The sequence below is a fragment of the Actinopolymorpha sp. NPDC004070 genome (genome assembly GCF_040610475.1).
Taxonomy (GTDB): domain Bacteria; phylum Actinomycetota; class Actinomycetes; order Propionibacteriales; family Actinopolymorphaceae; genus Actinopolymorpha.
In genome coordinates, this window is the sequence record NZ_JBEXMJ010000007.1 from 206,026 (window position 1) to 223,094 (window position 17,069).

Annotated in this window: 14 protein-coding genes; 10 read left to right on the forward strand and 4 right to left on the reverse strand. The window is 71.8% G+C overall.

All coding sequences use genetic code 11. The features are described from left to right. Positions 1-444: 444 nt before the first annotated feature. A complete protein-coding gene (gene thyX, locus ABZV93_RS15025; protein WP_354935352.1) occupies positions 445-1,257 on the forward strand; it encodes an FAD-dependent thymidylate synthase in 813 nt (270 codons plus the stop codon). A 98-nt stretch (positions 1,258-1,355) separates the two neighbouring features. Here the strand turns inward: thyX and thrS are convergent, their stop codons facing one another. Continuing rightward, a complete protein-coding gene (gene thrS, locus ABZV93_RS15030; protein ID WP_354935355.1) occupies positions 1,356-2,708 on the reverse strand; it encodes a threonine--tRNA ligase in 1,353 nt (450 codons plus the stop codon). Between the two features lie 272 nt (positions 2,709-2,980). On the opposite strand from thrS, the gene dapA reads away from it, so the two are divergent. Then, the gene (dapA, locus tag ABZV93_RS15035; protein ID WP_354935358.1) at positions 2,981-3,898 is read left to right on the forward strand and encodes a 4-hydroxy-tetrahydrodipicolinate synthase; all 918 of its coding nucleotides are present in this window, start codon (positions 2,981-2,983) and stop codon (positions 3,896-3,898) included. Then, complete coding sequence (locus ABZV93_RS15040; RefSeq protein ID WP_354935361.1) at positions 3,895-5,586, forward strand: ribonuclease J; 1,692 nt, start codon at positions 3,895-3,897, stop codon at positions 5,584-5,586. Before dapA ends, ABZV93_RS15040 begins: the two co-directional genes overlap by 4 nt. Before the next feature lie 40 nt (positions 5,587-5,626). On the opposite strand, the gene ABZV93_RS15045 is transcribed toward ABZV93_RS15040, so the two are convergent. After that, entirely contained in the window at positions 5,627-6,604 is a 978-nt protein-coding gene (locus ABZV93_RS15045) for a dihydrodipicolinate synthase family protein (protein WP_354935364.1), read from the reverse strand. A gap of 124 nt (positions 6,605-6,728) precedes the next feature. Here ABZV93_RS15045 and ABZV93_RS15050 point away from each other — a divergent pair, with 124 nt between their 5' ends. After that, positions 6,729-8,024 carry a hypothetical protein gene (locus tag ABZV93_RS15050; RefSeq protein ID WP_354935367.1) on the forward strand — a complete coding sequence of 432 codons (1,296 nt, stop codon included), beginning with the start codon at positions 6,729-6,731 and terminating at the stop codon, positions 8,022-8,024. A 44-nt stretch (positions 8,025-8,068) separates the two neighbouring features. Here the strand turns inward: ABZV93_RS15050 and ABZV93_RS15055 are convergent, their stop codons facing one another. Both ABZV93_RS15055 and ABZV93_RS15060 read right to left on the reverse strand, forming a co-directional pair. Next, complete coding sequence (locus tag ABZV93_RS15055) at positions 8,069-9,124, reverse strand: dihydrodipicolinate synthase family protein (protein WP_354935370.1); 1,056 nt, start codon at positions 9,122-9,124, stop codon at positions 8,069-8,071. Further along, a complete protein-coding gene (locus tag ABZV93_RS15060) occupies positions 9,124-10,146 on the reverse strand; it encodes an NAD-dependent epimerase/dehydratase family protein (protein WP_354935373.1) in 1,023 nt (340 codons plus the stop codon). The genes ABZV93_RS15055 and ABZV93_RS15060 overlap by 1 nt, the downstream gene beginning before the upstream one ends. A gap of 285 nt (positions 10,147-10,431) precedes the next feature. Between ABZV93_RS15060 and ABZV93_RS15065 the strand changes: the two genes are divergently transcribed. From ABZV93_RS15065 to ABZV93_RS15090, 6 genes are read left to right on the forward strand one after another with little or no spacing between them, the layout of a single operon-like run. Next, positions 10,432-12,267: a peptide ABC transporter substrate-binding protein gene (locus tag ABZV93_RS15065; RefSeq protein ID WP_354935376.1), complete on the forward strand. Its 1,836-nt coding sequence runs from the start codon at positions 10,432-10,434 to the stop codon at positions 12,265-12,267. Further along, a complete protein-coding gene (locus ABZV93_RS15070) occupies positions 12,264-13,151 on the forward strand; it encodes a Gfo/Idh/MocA family oxidoreductase (RefSeq protein ID WP_354935379.1) in 888 nt (295 codons plus the stop codon). Before ABZV93_RS15065 ends, ABZV93_RS15070 begins: the two co-directional genes overlap by 4 nt. 2 nt (positions 13,152-13,153) lie before the next feature. Next, on the forward strand, positions 13,154-14,173 hold the full coding sequence (locus ABZV93_RS15075) for an ABC transporter permease (RefSeq protein ID WP_354935382.1): 1,020 nt from the start codon (positions 13,154-13,156) through the stop codon (positions 14,171-14,173). After that, a complete protein-coding gene (locus tag ABZV93_RS15080; RefSeq protein ID WP_354935385.1) occupies positions 14,170-15,036 on the forward strand; it encodes an ABC transporter permease in 867 nt (288 codons plus the stop codon). The genes ABZV93_RS15075 and ABZV93_RS15080 overlap by 4 nt, the downstream gene beginning before the upstream one ends. Next, positions 15,033-16,241, forward strand: a complete 1,209-nt coding sequence (locus ABZV93_RS15085) for an ABC transporter ATP-binding protein (protein ID WP_354935388.1) — start codon at positions 15,033-15,035, stop codon at positions 16,239-16,241. The genes ABZV93_RS15080 and ABZV93_RS15085 overlap by 4 nt, the downstream gene beginning before the upstream one ends. Continuing rightward, the gene (locus tag ABZV93_RS15090; protein ID WP_354935391.1) at positions 16,234-17,010 is read left to right on the forward strand and encodes an ATP-binding cassette domain-containing protein; all 777 of its coding nucleotides are present in this window, start codon (positions 16,234-16,236) and stop codon (positions 17,008-17,010) included. Before ABZV93_RS15085 ends, ABZV93_RS15090 begins: the two co-directional genes overlap by 8 nt. Positions 17,011-17,069 lie beyond the last annotated feature (59 nt).

Consider the following 17,069-nt stretch of genomic DNA (forward strand, 5'->3'; position numbering starts at 1 on the left):
CGGTGCGGGCCCGGCGGCCGGTCTGGGTGGGGCTGGGGGTGGAACGAACTGGTGAGACGAGCACGGGGCCGTGGCGCGGGTCGACGGCGCCGTTCGGTGGGCCGCCGAAGCGTGCGGGCCCGGTGCTCTGCGACGTCTCCATGGACGCCCTCCAAGGGGTCCCGGGGGTGTTGACTTCCGGGGCCTTGGGTTCTGGGTACTCCTATGTGAGAAGAGTGACAAGTGATAACCGGAAAGTAGTCGTTACAGTTCGATGAAAGTTCAGATATGCGGAAACGCCTGGTCAGCGAGGGGTTCGGGTGGGTTCGCGAGGTCTGGCGGGCGCCGGTGGCCGACCCGGCGCGGGTCCCCGCCCTGTCGGAGCGGCACCCTAAGCTGACGCGGGTCGGGCGTGAACGGGACAGTTCACGACATCCGGCACACGACTTCCCGGGAGGAACAGGCATGGGTGGTGCGACGGCGGCGACCGACGTGGACGCACGGACGGATGACCAGGCCGTGACGGGGGAGAGGAGCGAGCCGGTGGCCGCAGAAGCCGACGGCGCGGAGGCGGAGTTCCGCGACGACGTGTCGGTCGAGCTGGTCCGGTCGGCCGCCCGCGACGCCGACGTGCTCTTCGCGGCCCGGGTGTCGACCAAGGGCGAGCAGTCCCTGGACGACGTGGAGGCCGACGCCGAGCGGTCCCGCGGCCTGATCAACTACCTCATGCGGTCCCGGCACGGCAGCCCCTTCGAGCACAACTCGATGACCTTCTACGTGCACGCGCCGATCTTCGTCTTCCGCGAGCTGATGCGGCACCGGATCGCCTCCTATAACGAGGAGTCCGGGCGTTACCGCGAGCTGCGGCCGGTGTTCTACGTCCCCGGTCCCGAGCGCAGGCTGGTGCAGGAGGGCAAGCCCGGCCACTACCAGTTCGTGTCCGGCACTCCGGAGCAGCACGCGCTGGTCGAACGCGAGACCCGCGAGCAGTGCACCCGGGCCTACGCGTCCTACCAGCGCATGCTCGCGGCGGGCGTCGCCCGCGAGGTGGCCAGGATCGTGTTGCCGCTCACGATCTACTCCTCGGCCTACGTCACCGTCAACGCCCGCTCGCTGATGAACATCCTGTCGCTGCGCACCAACCGGGAGGAGTCCGCGGTCCCGTCCTACCCGCAGCGCGAGATCGAGATGGTGGCGGAGCGGATGGAGGCGGCCTGGGCGGGGTTGATGCCACTCAGCCACGCGGCCTTCGTCCGCAACGGCCGGGTGTCCCCCTGAGCGGGCCCCCGCATCCCGCCCGGCCGCGTCGTCGTCGCGCATAGAACACCGCTACGCGACTTCTCCTCCGGCTTGCCGAGCGGGCGCGGATGACCCGCTCAGTCGGTGAGCCCGAGGTCGAGGCGCCGGTCGGCGACGACCGACGCCACGGCGTCGACGAAGGCGTCGACCGGCATCGCCGGTAGCCGGCGGTCGTCCCGCAGCCGGACCGCCACGGTGCCTGCCTCGGCCTCCCGCCCGCCGACCACCGCGAGGTAAGGCACCCGGCGCGGGCGAGCGGCCCGCACCCGCGCGCCCAGGCTCTCGTCGCGGTCGTCCACGTCCACCCGCAGGCCCGCCCCCTCGGCCCGCTGCGCCACCGCCCGGGCCGCCTCCGCCTGTTCCGGGCTCACCGGGAGGACGAGCACCTGCACCGGCGCGAGCCACGGCGGGAGTGCACCGGCGTGCGCCTCCAGCAGGTAGGCCATCATGCGTTCCATCGACGCCAGCACGCTCCGGTGCACCATCGCCGGCCGGCGCCGGCTGCCGTCGGGAGCGACGTACTCCAGGTCGAACCGCTCCGGCTGGAAGAGGTCCACCTGCACGGTCGACAAGGTGAACTCCCGCCCGTGCGCGTCGTACACCTGGACGTCGATCTTCGGGCCGTAGAACGCCGCCTCGCCCCGCACCTCGCGCACCCGCACGCCGTGCTGGTCCAGCGCGTCCCGCAGGATCGCCTCGGCCCGCTCCCACATCGACGGCTCGCCCGCGTAGGACTTGCCCTCCTCGGGCGGGCCGGGCAGGGACAGCCGGTGGTACGCCGCGCGGATGCCGAGCACGTCGTACGCTTCGTCGATCATCGCCAGCGCCCGCACCGCCTCCCGCGCGGCCTCCTCCGGCGGGCAGAAGATGTGCGCGTCGTTCAGGGTGATGCCCCGCACCCTGGTGAGGCCGCCCACCACCCCGGACCGCTCCATCCGGTACATCGACCCGACCTCGCCGATCCGCAGCGGCAGCTCCCGGTGGCTGCGCAGCCGGGAGCGGTAGACCAGGGCGTGGTGCGGGCACAACACGGGCCGCAGGACGAGGTCCTCACCGCCCACCCGGAAGGGCGGGAACATGTCCGGCCCGAAGTGCTGCCAGTGTCCGGAGCGTTCGTACAGCGCGCGCTTGCCCACGGCGGGGGTACGCACGTGCCGGTAGCCCTGGCGGCGTTCCAGGTCGAGGACGTAGCGCTCGAGTTCGGCGACGACGGCGGCGCCGTCGGGCAGCCAGAGCGGGAAGCCGGCGCCGACGAGTTCGTCGCCGGTGAAGATGTCGAGGTCGCGGCCGAGCCGGCGGTGGTCGACCGGTTCGTCCTGCCGGGACTCACCGGGCGCGCCGGGTTGTCCGGGTTCGAACGGTTCGACCGGTTCGCCGGGAACGTCGTGAACCTGGTCGAGTGACTTCGGCCGGGACTGGGATTCGTACATCGGGGTTCGTCTCCTTCGGGTGAGGGAGGGAGCACCCCGAGTGCTGGACGGCCCGGGAAGTGCTCCCGGGCGGTCCGCGTGGGCCGTGTTACCGACTGATCGTCGAGAAAAGATCGTCGGGACGAGGCCGCCGCGTCGCGGGAAGCGACTGCGGCGTCGTCGTGCTGAACAGGACCGGCGCGATGTTCACACGCCGAGAGTAGCGGAGATCGCGGCTGTTCGTGCCGCCACCGGCTCCGCCGGTCAACCCCCGACCGGTAGCGTGAGGTCTCATGGCTCCCAGCTCAACGCCAGCCGAGGCGCCCCGCGCCCCCCTCGGCCGCGTCCTCACCGCGATGGTCACGCCGTTCACCGCCGGTGGCGACCTCGACCTTCCCGCCGCGCAGCGCCTGGCCTCCCACCTGGTCGACTCCGGCAACGACGGCCTGGTGGTCAGTGGCACCACCGGAGAGTCGCCCACCACCAGCGAAGCCGAGAAGGACGCGCTGCTGCGGGCGGTCGTGGAGGCGGTCGGCGACCGGGCGACCGTCCTCGCCGGTACCGGCACCAACGACACCCGGCACGCGGTCGAGCTGTCGGTCCAGGCCGAGAAGGCCGGCGCGCACGGCCTGCTCGTGGTGACGCCGTACTACAACAAGCCCCCGCAGGAAGGCCTGCTGGCGCACTTCAGCACCGTCGCCGACTCCACCGGCCTGCCGGTGATGCTGTACGACATCCCGGGCCGCACCGGCACCGCGATCGCGACCGAGACGCTGATCCGGCTCGCCGAGCACGACCGGATCGTCGCGGTGAAGGACGCGAAGGGCGACATCGCCGGCACCACCGCCGTGCTGGCGCGCTCCGATCTCGCCTACTACAGCGGGTCCGACGAGTGGAACCTCGCCCTGCTGGCGACCGGCGCCGTCGGCGTGGTGAGCGTCGTCGCGCACGTCGCGGCCAGGGAGTACGCCGACATGCTTGCCGCCGTCGACGCGGGTGATCTCGCGTCGGCCCGGGCGATCGACCGCCGCCTGGTCCCGGCGTTCCAGGCGATCATGACCCGAACCCAAGGAGCGATCATGGCCAAGGCCGCGCTCGAAGTGCTGGGCGTCCTGCCCGGCCGTACTGTCCGACCTCCGCTGGTTCCCGCCACGGAGGACCAGATCCGGGGTCTGGAAGCCGACCTGCGGGCGGCTGGACTCACCTCATGAGCCACCCGCACCCCGATCTCGGCGCCCCTGCCCAGCTTCCTCCCGGCGCGCTCCGCGTCACCCCTCTCGGCGGTCTCGGCGAGATCGGCCGCAACATGACGGTCTTCGAGCACGACGGCCGGCTGCTGATCGTCGACTGCGGCGTGCTCTTCCCCGAGGACAAGCACCCCGGCGTCGACCTGATCCTGCCCGACTTCGAGCCGATCCGGCACCGCCTGGACGACATCGAGGCGCTCGTCCTCACCCACGGGCACGAGGACCACATCGGCGCCGTGCCGTACCTCCTGCGCGAGCGTCCCGACATCCCGGTCGTCGGTTCCCAGCTCACCCTGGCGCTGCTGGACGGCAAGCTGCGCGAGCACCGGCTGAAGGACGTACCGCACCACGTCGTCCGCGAACGCCAGCGGACCCGGTTCGGCCCGTTCGACCTGGAGTTCGTGTCGGTCAACCACTCGATCCCGGACGCGCTGGCGGTGGCCATCCGCACCGGCGCGGGGACCGTCCTGCACACCGGTGACTTCAAGATGGACCAGCTTCCGCTGGACCGCAGGCTCACCGACCTGCGGGCGTTCGCCCGGCTCGGCGAGGAGGGCGTCGACCTCTTCCTGGTCGACTCCACCAACGCCGAGATGCCCGGCTTCACTGTCTCCGAGCGCGACATCACCCCCACGATCGACCGGGTGTTCGCCCGGGCCGACCGCCGGATCATCGTCGCCTGCTTCGCCTCGCACGTGCACCGCGTCCAGCAGGTGATGGACGCCGCCGTCGAGCACGGCCGCAAGGTGGCCTACGTCGGGCGGTCGATGGTCCGCAACATGGGTATCGCCAGCGACCTGGGGTTCCTGCGGGTGCCGCCGAACACCGTGATCGACGTACGCGAGGTGGACAAGTACGAGCCCAACGAGGTTGTACTGATCTCCACCGGTTCGCAGGGCGAGCCGCTGTCGGCGCTGTCCCGCATCGCCGCCCGCGACCACCCGCAGATCCGGATCGAGGTCGGCGACACGGTCGTACTGGCGTCGTCGCTGATCCCCGGCAACGAGAACGCCGTCTACCGCGTGATCAACGGGCTGTCGCGGTGGGGCGCCAACGTGGTGCACAAGGGGAACGCGCTCGTGCACGTGTCCGGTCACGCGTCCGCAGGTGAGCTGCTGTACTGCTACAACATCATCCGCCCCCGCAACGTCATGCCGGTGCACGGCGAGATCCGGCACATGCGCGCCAACGCCGACCTCGCGGTGTCCACCGGGGTGCCGCGCGAACGCGTCGTGCTCGCCGAGGACGGAGTGGTGGTCGACCTGATCGACGGTGTCGCCAGGATCGCCGGGAAGGTCGACTGCGGCTACGTCTACGTCGACGGCTCGACCGTGGGCGACATCACCGAGACGTCTCTGAAGGACCGCCGCATCCTCGGCGAGGAGGGCTTCATCTCCGTCATCGTGGTGGTCGACTCGGTGACCGGGAAGGTGACCGGGGGACCGGAGATCAAGGCCCGTGGCTTCGCCGAGGACGACTCGGTCTTCGATCCGGTGCTGGAGAAGATCTCCGACGCGCTGGACCGGGCCGGCCGCGACGGCGTGGACGACACCTATCAGCTGCAGCAGCTGATCCGGCGCACCATCGGCAAGTGGGTGAGTGACACCCACCGCCGCCGGCCGATGATCATTCCGGTGGTCGTGGAGGTCTGAGGCTCCGAGCGCCCGCGAGCGCCCGCGCGTGTGCGGGCGCTCAGCCGGCGAGGGCTTCCAGCTGCTTGAGCAGGGAGGCGCGTTCACCGGCGGGCAGCACCGGGGCGTACGGGTCGAACGCGACGTCGGCGGGCAGCAGGCCCTGCCATGCCGCCACCCAGGCCATCCGCTGGACGTAGCCCTCCATCGGTTCCCGGAACGTCAACCGGGCAAGGGCGTCCAGCCTCTCGGAAGCGCGGACGAACTCCGCGAGGTCGCCGCGCGTCCAGGTGTCCAGGACGGCGGCCGACCACGCGGGCAGCGCGGCGGCGATCCCGAGCAGCGCGGCCTGGGCTCCCCACATCAGCGACGGGCCGTACATCCGGTCCTCGCCGGTGAACACCAGCGCGTCCGGGGCCGTGGCGGTGGTCACCTCGAGCAGGTCCTGACAGGCCATCGCGTCGTCCAGCAAGGCCAGCTTGACACCGCACACCCACGGCAGCGCGAGGAGCTCAGCGAGCGTACCCACGTCGTACTGCAGGCGGCTCGCGCGCTCGTACAACACGAACGCCACCAGCGGGAGACCGACCTCCTCGCCGAGCCGGACGTGCAGGTCGACGGTCGCGGCCCGGTCGGCGTACGGCACGGGGGACACCAGCAGCGCCCGGGCGCCGGCGTCACGCAGCCGGGCGCCGAGGGCGACGAGTTCGTCCGGGTTGCCGGCGCCGGTCGGCAACGACAGACCGGCCACGACGGGCGCCCCGGTGGCCTGTGCGCTCTCGCGGACCAGGTAGGTCAGGTCGTCGGCGGGGAGGTGGACACCGCGGCCGGTGTGCGCGCCGACCGCGAGGCCACGCGCGCCTCCGTCGGTGAGCGCGGCGGCGTACGGCGCGACGGCCGAGCGGGCCACGGTGCCGTCGGGGTGGAACGGCGTGAGTGTCGCGGCGACGAGCCCGCCGCGCAGCAGGTCGCGCACCTGTGCGACGGCCGTGGCCGCGCCGGGCGCCGGGTTTCCGGGCGATCTCGGACTGCTGGTCATGGTCCCGAGTCTGCCCTGTCCGGGGCCGGATGCCGATGGGCGTGCCGTCTTCGAAAATAGCCGGCACCGGCCCACCGGCCGGGAGTGCGGGCGGGGTTCCGGCGCAGGCCGTAACGTACGCGCCATGAAGACACCCCAGCGGCCGTCCACGGCACGCCCCGACCAGGGCCGGAGGGTGGCACCGCGCCCGGATCGGACCCTGGTCTTCGGGATCGTGGGCCCGGCCGACCTGGTGCCCCGGGTGGCGGCGGTGGCCGAGGCGACACCGGCCCTGCGGGCGGTGCGGCTGCCGTACCGGCAGGAACAGGAGACCGCCCGGATCCTGCGCGAGCACGCCGACGAGGTGGACGCCTGGCTGTTCACCGGCGTTGTGCCGCACGCGATCGCCGACGCCGAGCACGCGGCCGGTGCGCCGGCCGGTCACGTGTCCTACAGCGGCCTCACCCTGCTGGCGGCGTTGTTCCGGCTCGGCCGGGAGGGCCGCGACCTGACCAGGATCAGCATCGACACCCTCGACCCGCTGGAGGTACGCGAGACACTGGCCGAGGCGGGCCTGGCCGCGGACGCCGCCCGCACGATGGTCTACGCGCCGGAGGTCCGGTCCCGCGACGTGGTGGCGTTCCACCGGCAGGCGCGGGAGGAGGAAGGCGCCACGGTCGCGGTGACCTGCCTGCGATCGGCGTACGACGTGCTCCGCAAGGAGATGCCGGTGGTACGCCTCGCGCCCTCACCGCGCGACATCCGCGACGCGGTGGACGACCTCGTTCTGCAGACCCGGAACGCGCACCACTCCGACGCGCAGGTGGCGTTGGGGTTCGTGGAGCTGGCCGAGGCCGACCCGGCGCTCGAACGCGACCTCGGCGAACTCGGCGGCGCGGTGGTGCGGATCGACGCCGAACGCTATCTGCTGGTGACCACGCGCGGCCCGCTGGAACGGGTCACCGACGGGTTCCGCGCCGCGCCGTTCCTCGGCCGGCTGGCCGAGCGCCACGACCACGTGCACGTCGGACTCGGCATCGGGCGTTCGGCGGGGGAGGCGGCCGCCCACGCCTCGCGCGCACTGGCCCGGGCCCGCGCACAGGGTGACGTCGCCGCCGTCCTCGCCGCGCCCCACGACGCCGACATCATCCTCGCCGTCGGCGAACCCGCCGAGGGCGCCGGCCCGACCGACCTCGGCCGGCTCGCCCAGCGGCTGGGCATGAGCCGGGCGACGCTGCAGTCGCTGCGGCAGTTCCTGGAGGGCGTGGAGGAGGGCCGGGTCACCGCGACCGAACTCGCCCTGGCGTTCGAGATCCAGGAGCGCAGCGCGCGCCGGCTGCTCAAGCGGCTGGAGCGCGCCGGCGCGGCGGTACCCGTCGGCACCCTGAACGAGGGCCAGATGGGCCGCCCGCCGGTCGTCTACCACGTTGAGCTGGGCTGACCGGCAGATCTGTGCCGGCAGGCCGCACCGGCCGCGCCGAAAACTCAGCGCAACCAGTCGTCCAGGTGCTCGGCGACGAACTCGTCGTCGGTGAGCTCGGGGTAGGCGGCGCAGACCCGGGCGATCTCCTCGGCCTGGCCGGGGGAGAGGCGTTCGTGCGGATCGAGGCACCAGGTCCCGGCCAGCAGACCCTGTCGCCGAAGCACCTCGTGCACGCCCGCGATGCAGCCGGCGAAGCCGCCGGTGGCGTCGAACACCGCGGCGTTGGCCTCGGTCAGCCGGGTGCTTTCCGCCAGTAGCGCCCGCAGCTCGCCGTCGTCGCCGGCCCAGGCCCGGCGTACCTGCTCCAGCATCCGCACCGCCCGCTGGGTCCACACCGCCCACTGCCCGAGCAGCCCGCCGACGATGCGGCGCTGCACCACCTGGCCACCGACCTGTGCCGAGATCGGCGCCAGCAGGTCGGTGACGATGGTGTCGTCGTTGCCGGTGTAGAGCGCGACCTCGCCGCCCCGGTCGGCCTCGGCGATCCCGCGTACGGCCTCCATCGTGCGGTAGCGGTCGAACGGCGCGAGCTTGGCGGCCACCACGCACGGCAGGTCGGCGAGCTCCCGCCAGAACTGCCGGGAGAGGTACCTCCCACCCACGGCCTCCTGCAGGTAGAACCCGAACACCGGCAGCACCTCGCCGACGGCCTTGGCCCGCAGCAGGAGGTCCTGTTCGTCCAGGTCGGGACCGGCCGGGCCGAGGAGGACGGCGTGGTAGCCGAGCCGGGCGGCGAGCTCGGCCTCGCGCACCGCCTGGCGTACGTCGCCGACGGCGCCGGCGACGCGCAGGAACGGCCGGCCGGCGACCGCCTCGTCGAGTGTCTCCCGGGTCAGGTCGAGGACGGGTTCGAGCAGGCCGGCGGACCTGATCGTGAACTGCGTGGTGTGGACGCCGACCGCCACCCCGCCCGCGCCCGCCGCGGCGTAGTAGCGGGTGAGGGCGCGCTGGCGGCGTTCGTCGAAGGTCCGGTCGGCGGTGAGGGCCAGCGGGTGCGCCGGAATCACGCAGCCGTCGGCGATCAACCGCGCCTGCGCGGCCGGGAGAGTTGCTGCCATCAGAACCGTCCGTCCCGTCGCTGGAACTTCGTCGGCTTGTCCCACAGCGTGCCGCCCGCGGCGACCCACGCCGCCTGCGCCTCGACCAGCGCGCCGGCGGAGATCTCGGGGTAGCCGAACAGCGCGTGGCAGCGGGACGCGTCCGACAGCAGCGCGGTGGGCGCCTCGGTGCCGGAGTAGTGCGGCTCGACGCCGAACAGTTCGCCGAACCTCGCCGCGACCCGGCGTACGGACAGGGTTTCCGGCCCGGTCAGGTTGAGGGTGAGTGCGGGGCTGGACGCGTGGAGCAGCGACCGGAGGGCGACCTCGTTGGCGTACGCCTGCCAGACGACGTTGACGTGCCCGGTGGTGACGTCGACCGGCTCACCGGCCCGCACCGAGCGGGCGATGTCGGCGAGGACGCCGTAGCGCAGGTCGACCGCGTAGTTGAGCCGGAGCAGGGCCACCCTGGTGCCGTGCCGGGAACTGGCGTAGGCGAACGCGCGCTCGCGGCCCAGGCACGACATGGCGTACTCGCCCACCGGGTCAGGCGGGTCGGACTCGGTGCACCCGCCGGCGGTGACCGGGACCAGCGGATAGACGTTGCCGGTGGAGAACGCCGCGATCCGCGCATCCGCGTAGCGGCGGGCGACCGCCACCGGCAGGAACGCGTTGACCGCCCACGTCTGCGCGGGATCGGCGGAGGAGCCGAACTTCGCGCCCACCATGTAGACGACGTTGCCCGCGTCGGGCAGGTCGGTGAGGTCGGCGTCGGGGGACAGGTCGAAGGAGACCGTACGGACACCGCGGTCGCGCAGCCGCTTCTCGACCTCGCGGTCGCTCCAGCGGGACACCGCGATCACGTCGACGTCGGTGCGTCCCGCGGCGTCCAGGCCGCGCCGGGCGAGGTGGCACAGGCTCGGGCCCATCTTGCCGCCGGCGCCGAGCACCACCAGGTCGCCGGTCAGCTCGGCGAGGTCGGTGACCAACCGCGGTGGGGGTTCGGCCAACCGCCGTTCCAGGTCGTCGTCGGACTCGAACACCGTTGTCTTCCTTTCCTCACCGCCGGCCTGCACCGGCATTACGGTCGAGACCGTATCTAGCGGGCGTTCCCGCGTCAACGTCCGGTCCGGAACGACGCGCCGAGGCTCCCTTCGTACGGCATTCCCGCACCAGTTGCCGGACGCCGTCGTCGACGTTCACCTCGACCTGCTCGCGACAGTTGCGTTACGTCCGAGGATCCGCCATTGACAGCGGCGGAGAGGGGGTCCTACGGTCAGGACCGGAATTCTCCAAGATCGCTGAATCCCTTCCCCCTGGGGGCACCCATGTTCGAGCGTTTTCGCTCCCCCGGCGCGCCGGTGTCCGGTCCCACCCGGCGCGACCTGTTGCGCGGCGCCAGCTTCCTCACCCTCGCCGCCGGTGCGGGTGCCCTGACCGGCTGCTCGGTCTTCTCCGACAGCTCCGACCCCGGACCCGCCGACGCCGCCGACGCGGGCAACGCCGGCGGCGGCAAGCCCAAGCAGGTGCTGCGGCTGGGCTTCAACAACTTCGCCGTCCTCGACCCGCAGGTCATCACCGACGGCATGTGGCTGTCCCTGCGCGGCATCTTCGAGGGCCTGGTCTCCCAGAACGACCAGGGCACCGACGTCGTCCCTGCGGTGGCCGAGAAGTGGTCGATGTCCCCTGACGGCCTCACTTACACCTTCACGCTGCGCACGAACGCCAAGTGGTCCAACGGCGACCCGGTGGTTGCGTCGGACTTCGAGCGCACGCTCAAGCGGTTGTTCACCCCGAGCCAGGCCTCGGCCGGCGGCACCACGATGGGCGCCAACTCCTACCAGGCGGCCACCGGCATCAAGGGAGCCGCGGAGTTCCTCGCCGGCACGCTGACCGACTGGTCGAAGGTCGGGGTGAAGGCCAGTGGGGACCACGAGCTCGTCATCACCCTGGAGAACCCCAACGCGGGCTTCCTCCTCGGGCTCACCCACCCGTCGATGCTCCCGCTGCACATGGACAGCGTGGAGAAGGACCCCAAGGGCTGGCAGAACGCCGGCAACCTCGTCTCCAACGGCCCGTTCAAGCTGTCGAAGTGGACGCAGAACGCCTCGATGGTCCTCGTGCCCAACGAGCACTACTGGGACAAGGGCAAGGTGTTCCTGTCCCGGATCGAGATCAACCTGCAGGAGGCGGTGGCCACCGGGACCGCGACCGTGCCGTACGAGAACGGCGAGGTCGACATGGTGGGCATCGCCGACGCCGACGCGATCCGCTTCCAGAAGGACCCCACGCTCGCCAAGCAGGTGCACGCGGTGGAGAAGTACTCCATCGTCTATCTCGCCAAGCTGCGCAGCAAGAATCCCGCCCTGGACGACGTACGCGTACGCAAGGCGCTGTCGCTGGCGGCCGGGCGCGCGGACCTGACCAAGATCGGCCCGGGCATGGCGCAGGGCACCTCGCTGGTCGTCGACAACGTGCCCGGCTGGGACTCGAGCCTGGCCATCAAGGACGACGTCGCGCAGGCGAAGAAGCTGCTCGCCGACGCGGGCTACCCCGGCGGCAAGGGCCTGCCGACCGTCCGCATCCTCGCCGGTGTCCAGTCGCCGATCATCGACGCGCTCGTGCAGGCCTGGCAGAAGAACCTCGGCATCAAGGCCAAGGCCGACATCGTGGAGGCCGGCGTCTACGTCGAGCGCCGGTGGGCGGTGCAGGCCGACGACTACATCGGCTTCTACTTCGGCACGTTCGCCGGCCTGCACACCTGGCCGGTGATGGTCGGCGTCCTGTGGGGACCCAAGGACGTGCAGAAGATCAGCCTGCCCGCCGCCGACTGGGCTGCGTACCAGCAGGTGGAGAGCGACACCAAGCTCAGCCCGGCCAAGCGCAACGCCGAGCTCGACGCGATGCTGGCGGACAAGGCCAGCCCCGAGTCCAAGCGGCTCGGCCAGCTCGTCGAGCAGGCCTCGGCCACCCGCGACGAGGACGAGCAGCTGAAGCTGTTCAAGGAGGCCGCGAAGCTACGCGACCAGCAGTTCCTCTACGTTCCCTTGTTGTGGAACTCCGCGATGTTCGCCGTCGCGCCGAAGGTGCATGACCTGCACCTGCGGGCGGCGCCGGACTTCTTCTACTTCAAGGGAATCAGCATCGGGAAGGGCAGTGCATGAGTGACCTGCGAGTTGGTCTGGTCGGCGTCAACACCTCCCATGCGAGCGCGTTCGCGCGCCTGCTGAACGAGCGCGAGGTCGCACCGGGCGCCCGGGTGACCTGGGTCTGGGGCGGTGAGCTGCGTGCGGACCAGCCGGACGCGCCGACGCTGGCCGCGAAGTACGACATCCCCGAGGTGGTGAACGACCCCACCGACCGGATCGGCGACACCGACCTGGTGCTGGTCGTCGACGACACCGGCGGCGGCGCCAACCACGTGCCGCTGGCCCGGCCGTTCGTCGAGGCGGGCGTACCGGCCTTCCTGGACAAGCCGATGGCGGTCGACCTCGGCGCGGCGAAGGAGCTGTTCGACCTGGCCGCGGCGAAGGGGACCCCGGTGACCAGCTCCTCGGCGTTGCGCTACGCCGTCGAGCTCGCCGCGGAGAAGGACCGGATCGCCGAGCTCGGCGCACTGTCGTCGGTGGTGAGCGTGGGCCCGGGCGAGTGGTACTACTACGGCGTCCACGCGGTCGAGCAGCTCTTCGCTGCTGTCGGTGGCGGTGTGGAGTGGGTGCAGCGGTTCACCTGGCCCGACCGGGACGTCGCGGTGATGTCCTACGCCGACGGCGGTCCCACCGCGGTGGTGCAGACCCTGCGCGACGCGGCGTACCGCTTCCACCTCACGATGTACGGCGCGCAGGACATGCACGCGGTCCGGATCGCCGACTTCGACGGGTTCTACGCCGGCCAGGCACGGGCCGCGGTGGAGATGGCCCGCACCGGCACGCCGCCGGTCCGGCCGGAGGAGACCCTCGAACTCCTCGCGGTGCTGCGGGCCGGCGTCCTGTCGGCCGAACGCGACGGCGCCAAGGTGAGCGTGGCGTCCGTCCTCGCCGGGGACTGAGCGTGTTCGGGTTCGCGGCGTACCTCGGCCGCCGGTTGCTGCGGCTGGTGGCGTCGCTGGTCGCGGTGTCGCTGATCACGTTCGTCCTGCTGCAGCTGGCGCCGGGCAACTTCGCCGACATCCAGCGGATCAGCAGCGGCGCCAGCACCATCGGGTCGGCCGGCACCGAGGACGTCGCGAACGCGTTCAAGGCCCGCTACGGCGCCGACGTCCCGGTCTGGAAGCAGTACCTCATCTTCATGAAGGGCGCGGTCACCTGGGACTTCGGCCCGTCGTACAAGTACCCCACGCTGGACGTCCAGGAGATCATCGCCAAGGCGTTCCCGGTGTCGGCCACGCTGGCGTTGCTGTCGGTGCTGCTGGCGCTGCTGATCGCCCTGCCGGTCGGTGTCTTCGCCGCGCTGCGGCAGAACTCCCCGGCCGACCACGGGACGATGTTCCTGGTCACGTTGGGGCACGCGCTGCCGGGCTTCCTCAGCGCGGCGTTCCTGGTGCTGTTGTTCACCGCCACGCTGCACGTGCTGCCCTCCAGCGGGTTCTCCGGGCCGCGCAACCTGATCATGCCGGTGCTCGCGCTGGCCGTCGGGCCGGCCGCGGTGCTCGCCCGCTACGTCCGGTCGAGCATGCTGGAGACGCTGCGGGAGGAGTACGTCACCGCGGCCTACGCCAAGGGTGGCCCGCGCCGCACGGTCATCGTCCGGCACGCGCTGCGCAACTCCCTCATCCCGCTGGTGACGGTGGTCGGCCCGTTGCTGGCGGGGCTGATGACCGGGACGGTGTTCATCGAGGCGCTGTTCCGCATCCCCGGGCTGGGCCTCTACTTCGCCGCCGCGGCGGCCAGCCGGGACATGCCGCTGCTGATGGGCAGCACGTTGTTCTTCGCGGTCATCCTGATGGTCACCAACCTTCTGGTCGACCTGGTGTACGGCGTACTCGATCCACGGATCCGGGCCGAAGGGGGGTGGGGACGATCGCGCTCTCGGAAGGCGTCGCAGCGGATCTCACCGCAGGAAACACTGTGACCGAACAGGAGCGGCCCAGGGGACAGTGGGCCCGGGCGTGGGACCGGTTCCGGGCGAACCGGCTCGCCCTCGGCAGCCTGGTGTTCTGTGCCCTGCTGGTGCTGGCCGCGATCGCGGCACCCCTGGTCGCGCCGCACCATTACGCCGAGGTCGACTACACCGCCCGACTCGCACCGATCGGCGCGCCCGGCCACCCTCTCGGCACCGACCTGCTCGGCCGCGACATCGCCGGCCGGCTCGTCTACGGCCTGCGGACGGCGCTGGTCGTGGCGTTCGGCGCGGAGATCACCGCGCTGGTGCTCGCGCTGCTCGTCGGCCTGGTCGCGGGCTACCGCGGCGGCCGGGTCGAGCAGGCCCTGATGGGTCTCACGGACGTCATGTACGCGTTCCCCAGCTACCTGTTCGCGGTGGTGCTGGTGACCGTGCTGGGCCGCAGCCTGTTCGCGCTGATCCTGGCCATCGGCATCGCCTCGTGGGTGACCCAGGCCCGGCTGGTCCGGGCGCAGGTGCTGACCCTGAAACAGCGGGAGTACGTCGAGGCCGCCAGCGCGATGGGGGCGCGTGGCACCACGATCGCGGTGAAGTACATCCTGCCGAACGCGATCGGGCCCATCCTGGTCACCACCAGCTTCGCCATCCCGGCGGCGATCTCGGCCGAGGCGGGTCTCGCCCTGCTCGGGCTGGGCGTCCAGCCGCCGACGCCCTCGTGGGGCGCGATGATCACCGACGGAATGCGCTACCTCCTGGCCGCACCGCACGTGATGGTCTTCCCGGCAACCCTGTTCGCGTTGACGCTGCTGGCGTTCACCTGGGTGGGCGACGGGCTGCGGGACGCCTTCGACCCGACGGCGGAGCAACGATGAGCACACCGACCCGGTCCCGCGCGGACGACCGCCGGCGCCGCCCCGGCCACGACGCCGGCGCGGGCTCTGGTTCCGATCCCGGTCCGGACGCGCCGCTGCTGTCGGTCCGCGACCTGCACGTGCACTTCCGCCGGGGCAAGGAGACCTTGCGCGCGGTGGACGGCGTGAGCTTCGACCTGCGCGCCGGCCGGGCGCTGGCGATCGTGGGAGAGAGCGGCAGCGGCAAGACGGTGACCGCGCGCAGCCTGTTGCGGTTGTTGCCGCGCACCGCGCGGATCGCGGACGGTCAGGTGTGGTTCAACCACGCCGCCGGAGGCCGGGACGGCGATCCGGCCGTGGCCGGAGGAGACCGACCGGGTGGCCGTGGCCGGCGCGAGCGGGGTGCCGCCGGCCCCCGCGACCTGCTCCGGCTCGGTGAGCGGGAGATGCGGAGGGTACGCGGGCGGGACATCGGCATGGTGTTCCAGAACGCCATGGAGGCGATGAACCCCACCCTCACCCTCGAACGCCAGTTGACCGAACACCTGCTCTGGCACGGGATCTGTGGAAAGGCCGAGGCCCGTGACCGGGCGGTGCGGGCGCTCGGCGACGTCGGCATCCCCGACCCCGAACGCCGGATCCGTACGTACCCCTTCCAGCTGTCCGGCGGGATGCGCCAGCGGGCGATGATCGCGATGGCGATGCTCACCCAGCCGGCCCTGCTGATCGCCGACGAACCCACCACCGCCGTGGACGTGACCGTGCAGCGGCAGATCCTCGACCTGCTGGTGGAGGTGAAGAACCGCGGCACCGGGATCGTGATGATCACCCACGACCTCGGCGTAGCGCGGTACTTCTGCGACGACGTGGTGGTGATGTACGCCGGCCGGGTGGTGGAGCGGGCGACCACGCCGGAGCTGCTGGACTCACCGCGCCACCCGTACTCCGTCGGCCTGCTCGGCTCGTGCGTGGAGATCGGCGACCGCGGCCGGGCGCTGGCACCGATCCAGGGCGCTCCGCCGGACCTGGCCCGCCGGCCGCAGGGGTGCGCGTTCCATCCCCGGTGCGGACTGGCCGAGGCGCCGCGCTGCCTGACCGACCAGCCGCTGCTTCCGCTCGGTGGCGGTGGTCCCGGCGTCAGTGGTTCCGGCGGCAGCGGTGCCGGTGGTTCCGGGGGTACGGGTGGCCGGGAGGCCGCGTGCTGGAAGGTGGTGCCGGATGCCTGAGGACGTGCTCGTGCGTGCGGAGAACCTCGGCAAGACGTTCTCCACCCCGGCCGGCGACGTGGTCGCGGTCGACGACGTGTCGTTCGACGTCGTGCGCGGCGAGACGCTCGGCCTGGTGGGGGAGAGCGGCAGCGGCAAGTCGACCGTGGCCAGGCTGCTGATGTGGCTGCAGGAGCCGACGTCGGGCCGGGTGCTGTTCGACGGCACCGACCTGGCTGCCGTCCCCGGCCGGGATCTGCGTACCGTCCGGCGGCGGATGCAGATGGTGTTCCAGAACCCCTACGGTTCGCTGCTCCCGCACTACACCGCGGCCGGCAACGTCGCCGAGCCGCTGCGACTGCACCGCATCGGCGACAAGGAGAGCCGGCGGGCGCGGGCACTGGAGCTGCTGGACCTGGTGGGCGTCAACCCGCGCTTTGCGGACCTGTATCCCCGGCAGTTCTCCGGCGGCCAGCAGCAGCGCATCGCGATCGCCCGCGCCCTGGCACTCGAACCCGACCTGCTGGTGTGCGACGAACCCACGTCGGCGCTGGACGTCTCCATCCAGGCGCAGATCCTCAACCTGCTCGACGATCTGCGCGAACGCCTCGGCCTGACCTGCCTGTTCATCTCGCACAACCTCGCCGTGGTGGAACGCCTCGCCAACCGGGTCGCGGTGATGCGCCAGGGACACATCGTCGAACTGGCGCCGACGGAGGAACTTTTCCGTACGCCGCAAGACCCCTACACCCGCGCCCTGCTGGGCGCGGTCCTGCCCGTCCGCGGATAACCCGTTCTGTCCGGTCGTACGGAAGGTCCGCCGGGATCTTTCACGCCGGCCCCAAGGAG

Bases quoted from the DNA above. Each gene is read 5' to 3' on its own strand.
- thyX (WP_354935352.1), top strand. From the start codon at position 445: ATGGGTGGTGCGACGGCGGCGACCGACGTGGACGCACGGACGGATGAC.
- thrS (WP_354935355.1), bottom strand. From the start codon at position 2,708: ATGTACGAATCCCAGTCCCGGCCGAAGTCACTCGACCAGGTTCACGAC.
- dapA (WP_354935358.1), top strand. From the start codon at position 2,981: ATGGCTCCCAGCTCAACGCCAGCCGAGGCGCCCCGCGCCCCCCTCGGC.
- ABZV93_RS15040 (WP_354935361.1), top strand. From the start codon at position 3,895: ATGAGCCACCCGCACCCCGATCTCGGCGCCCCTGCCCAGCTTCCTCCC.
- ABZV93_RS15045 (WP_354935364.1), bottom strand. From the start codon at position 6,604: ATGACCAGCAGTCCGAGATCGCCCGGAAACCCGGCGCCCGGCGCGGCC.
- ABZV93_RS15050 (WP_354935367.1), top strand. From the start codon at position 6,729: ATGAAGACACCCCAGCGGCCGTCCACGGCACGCCCCGACCAGGGCCGG.
- ABZV93_RS15055 (WP_354935370.1), bottom strand. From the start codon at position 9,124: ATGGCAGCAACTCTCCCGGCCGCGCAGGCGCGGTTGATCGCCGACGGC.
- ABZV93_RS15065 (WP_354935376.1), top strand. From the start codon at position 10,432: ATGTTCGAGCGTTTTCGCTCCCCCGGCGCGCCGGTGTCCGGTCCCACC.
- ABZV93_RS15070 (WP_354935379.1), top strand. From the start codon at position 12,264: ATGAGTGACCTGCGAGTTGGTCTGGTCGGCGTCAACACCTCCCATGCG.
- ABZV93_RS15085 (WP_354935388.1), top strand. From the start codon at position 15,033: ATGAGCACACCGACCCGGTCCCGCGCGGACGACCGCCGGCGCCGCCCC.
- ABZV93_RS15090 (WP_354935391.1), top strand. From the start codon at position 16,234: ATGCCTGAGGACGTGCTCGTGCGTGCGGAGAACCTCGGCAAGACGTTC.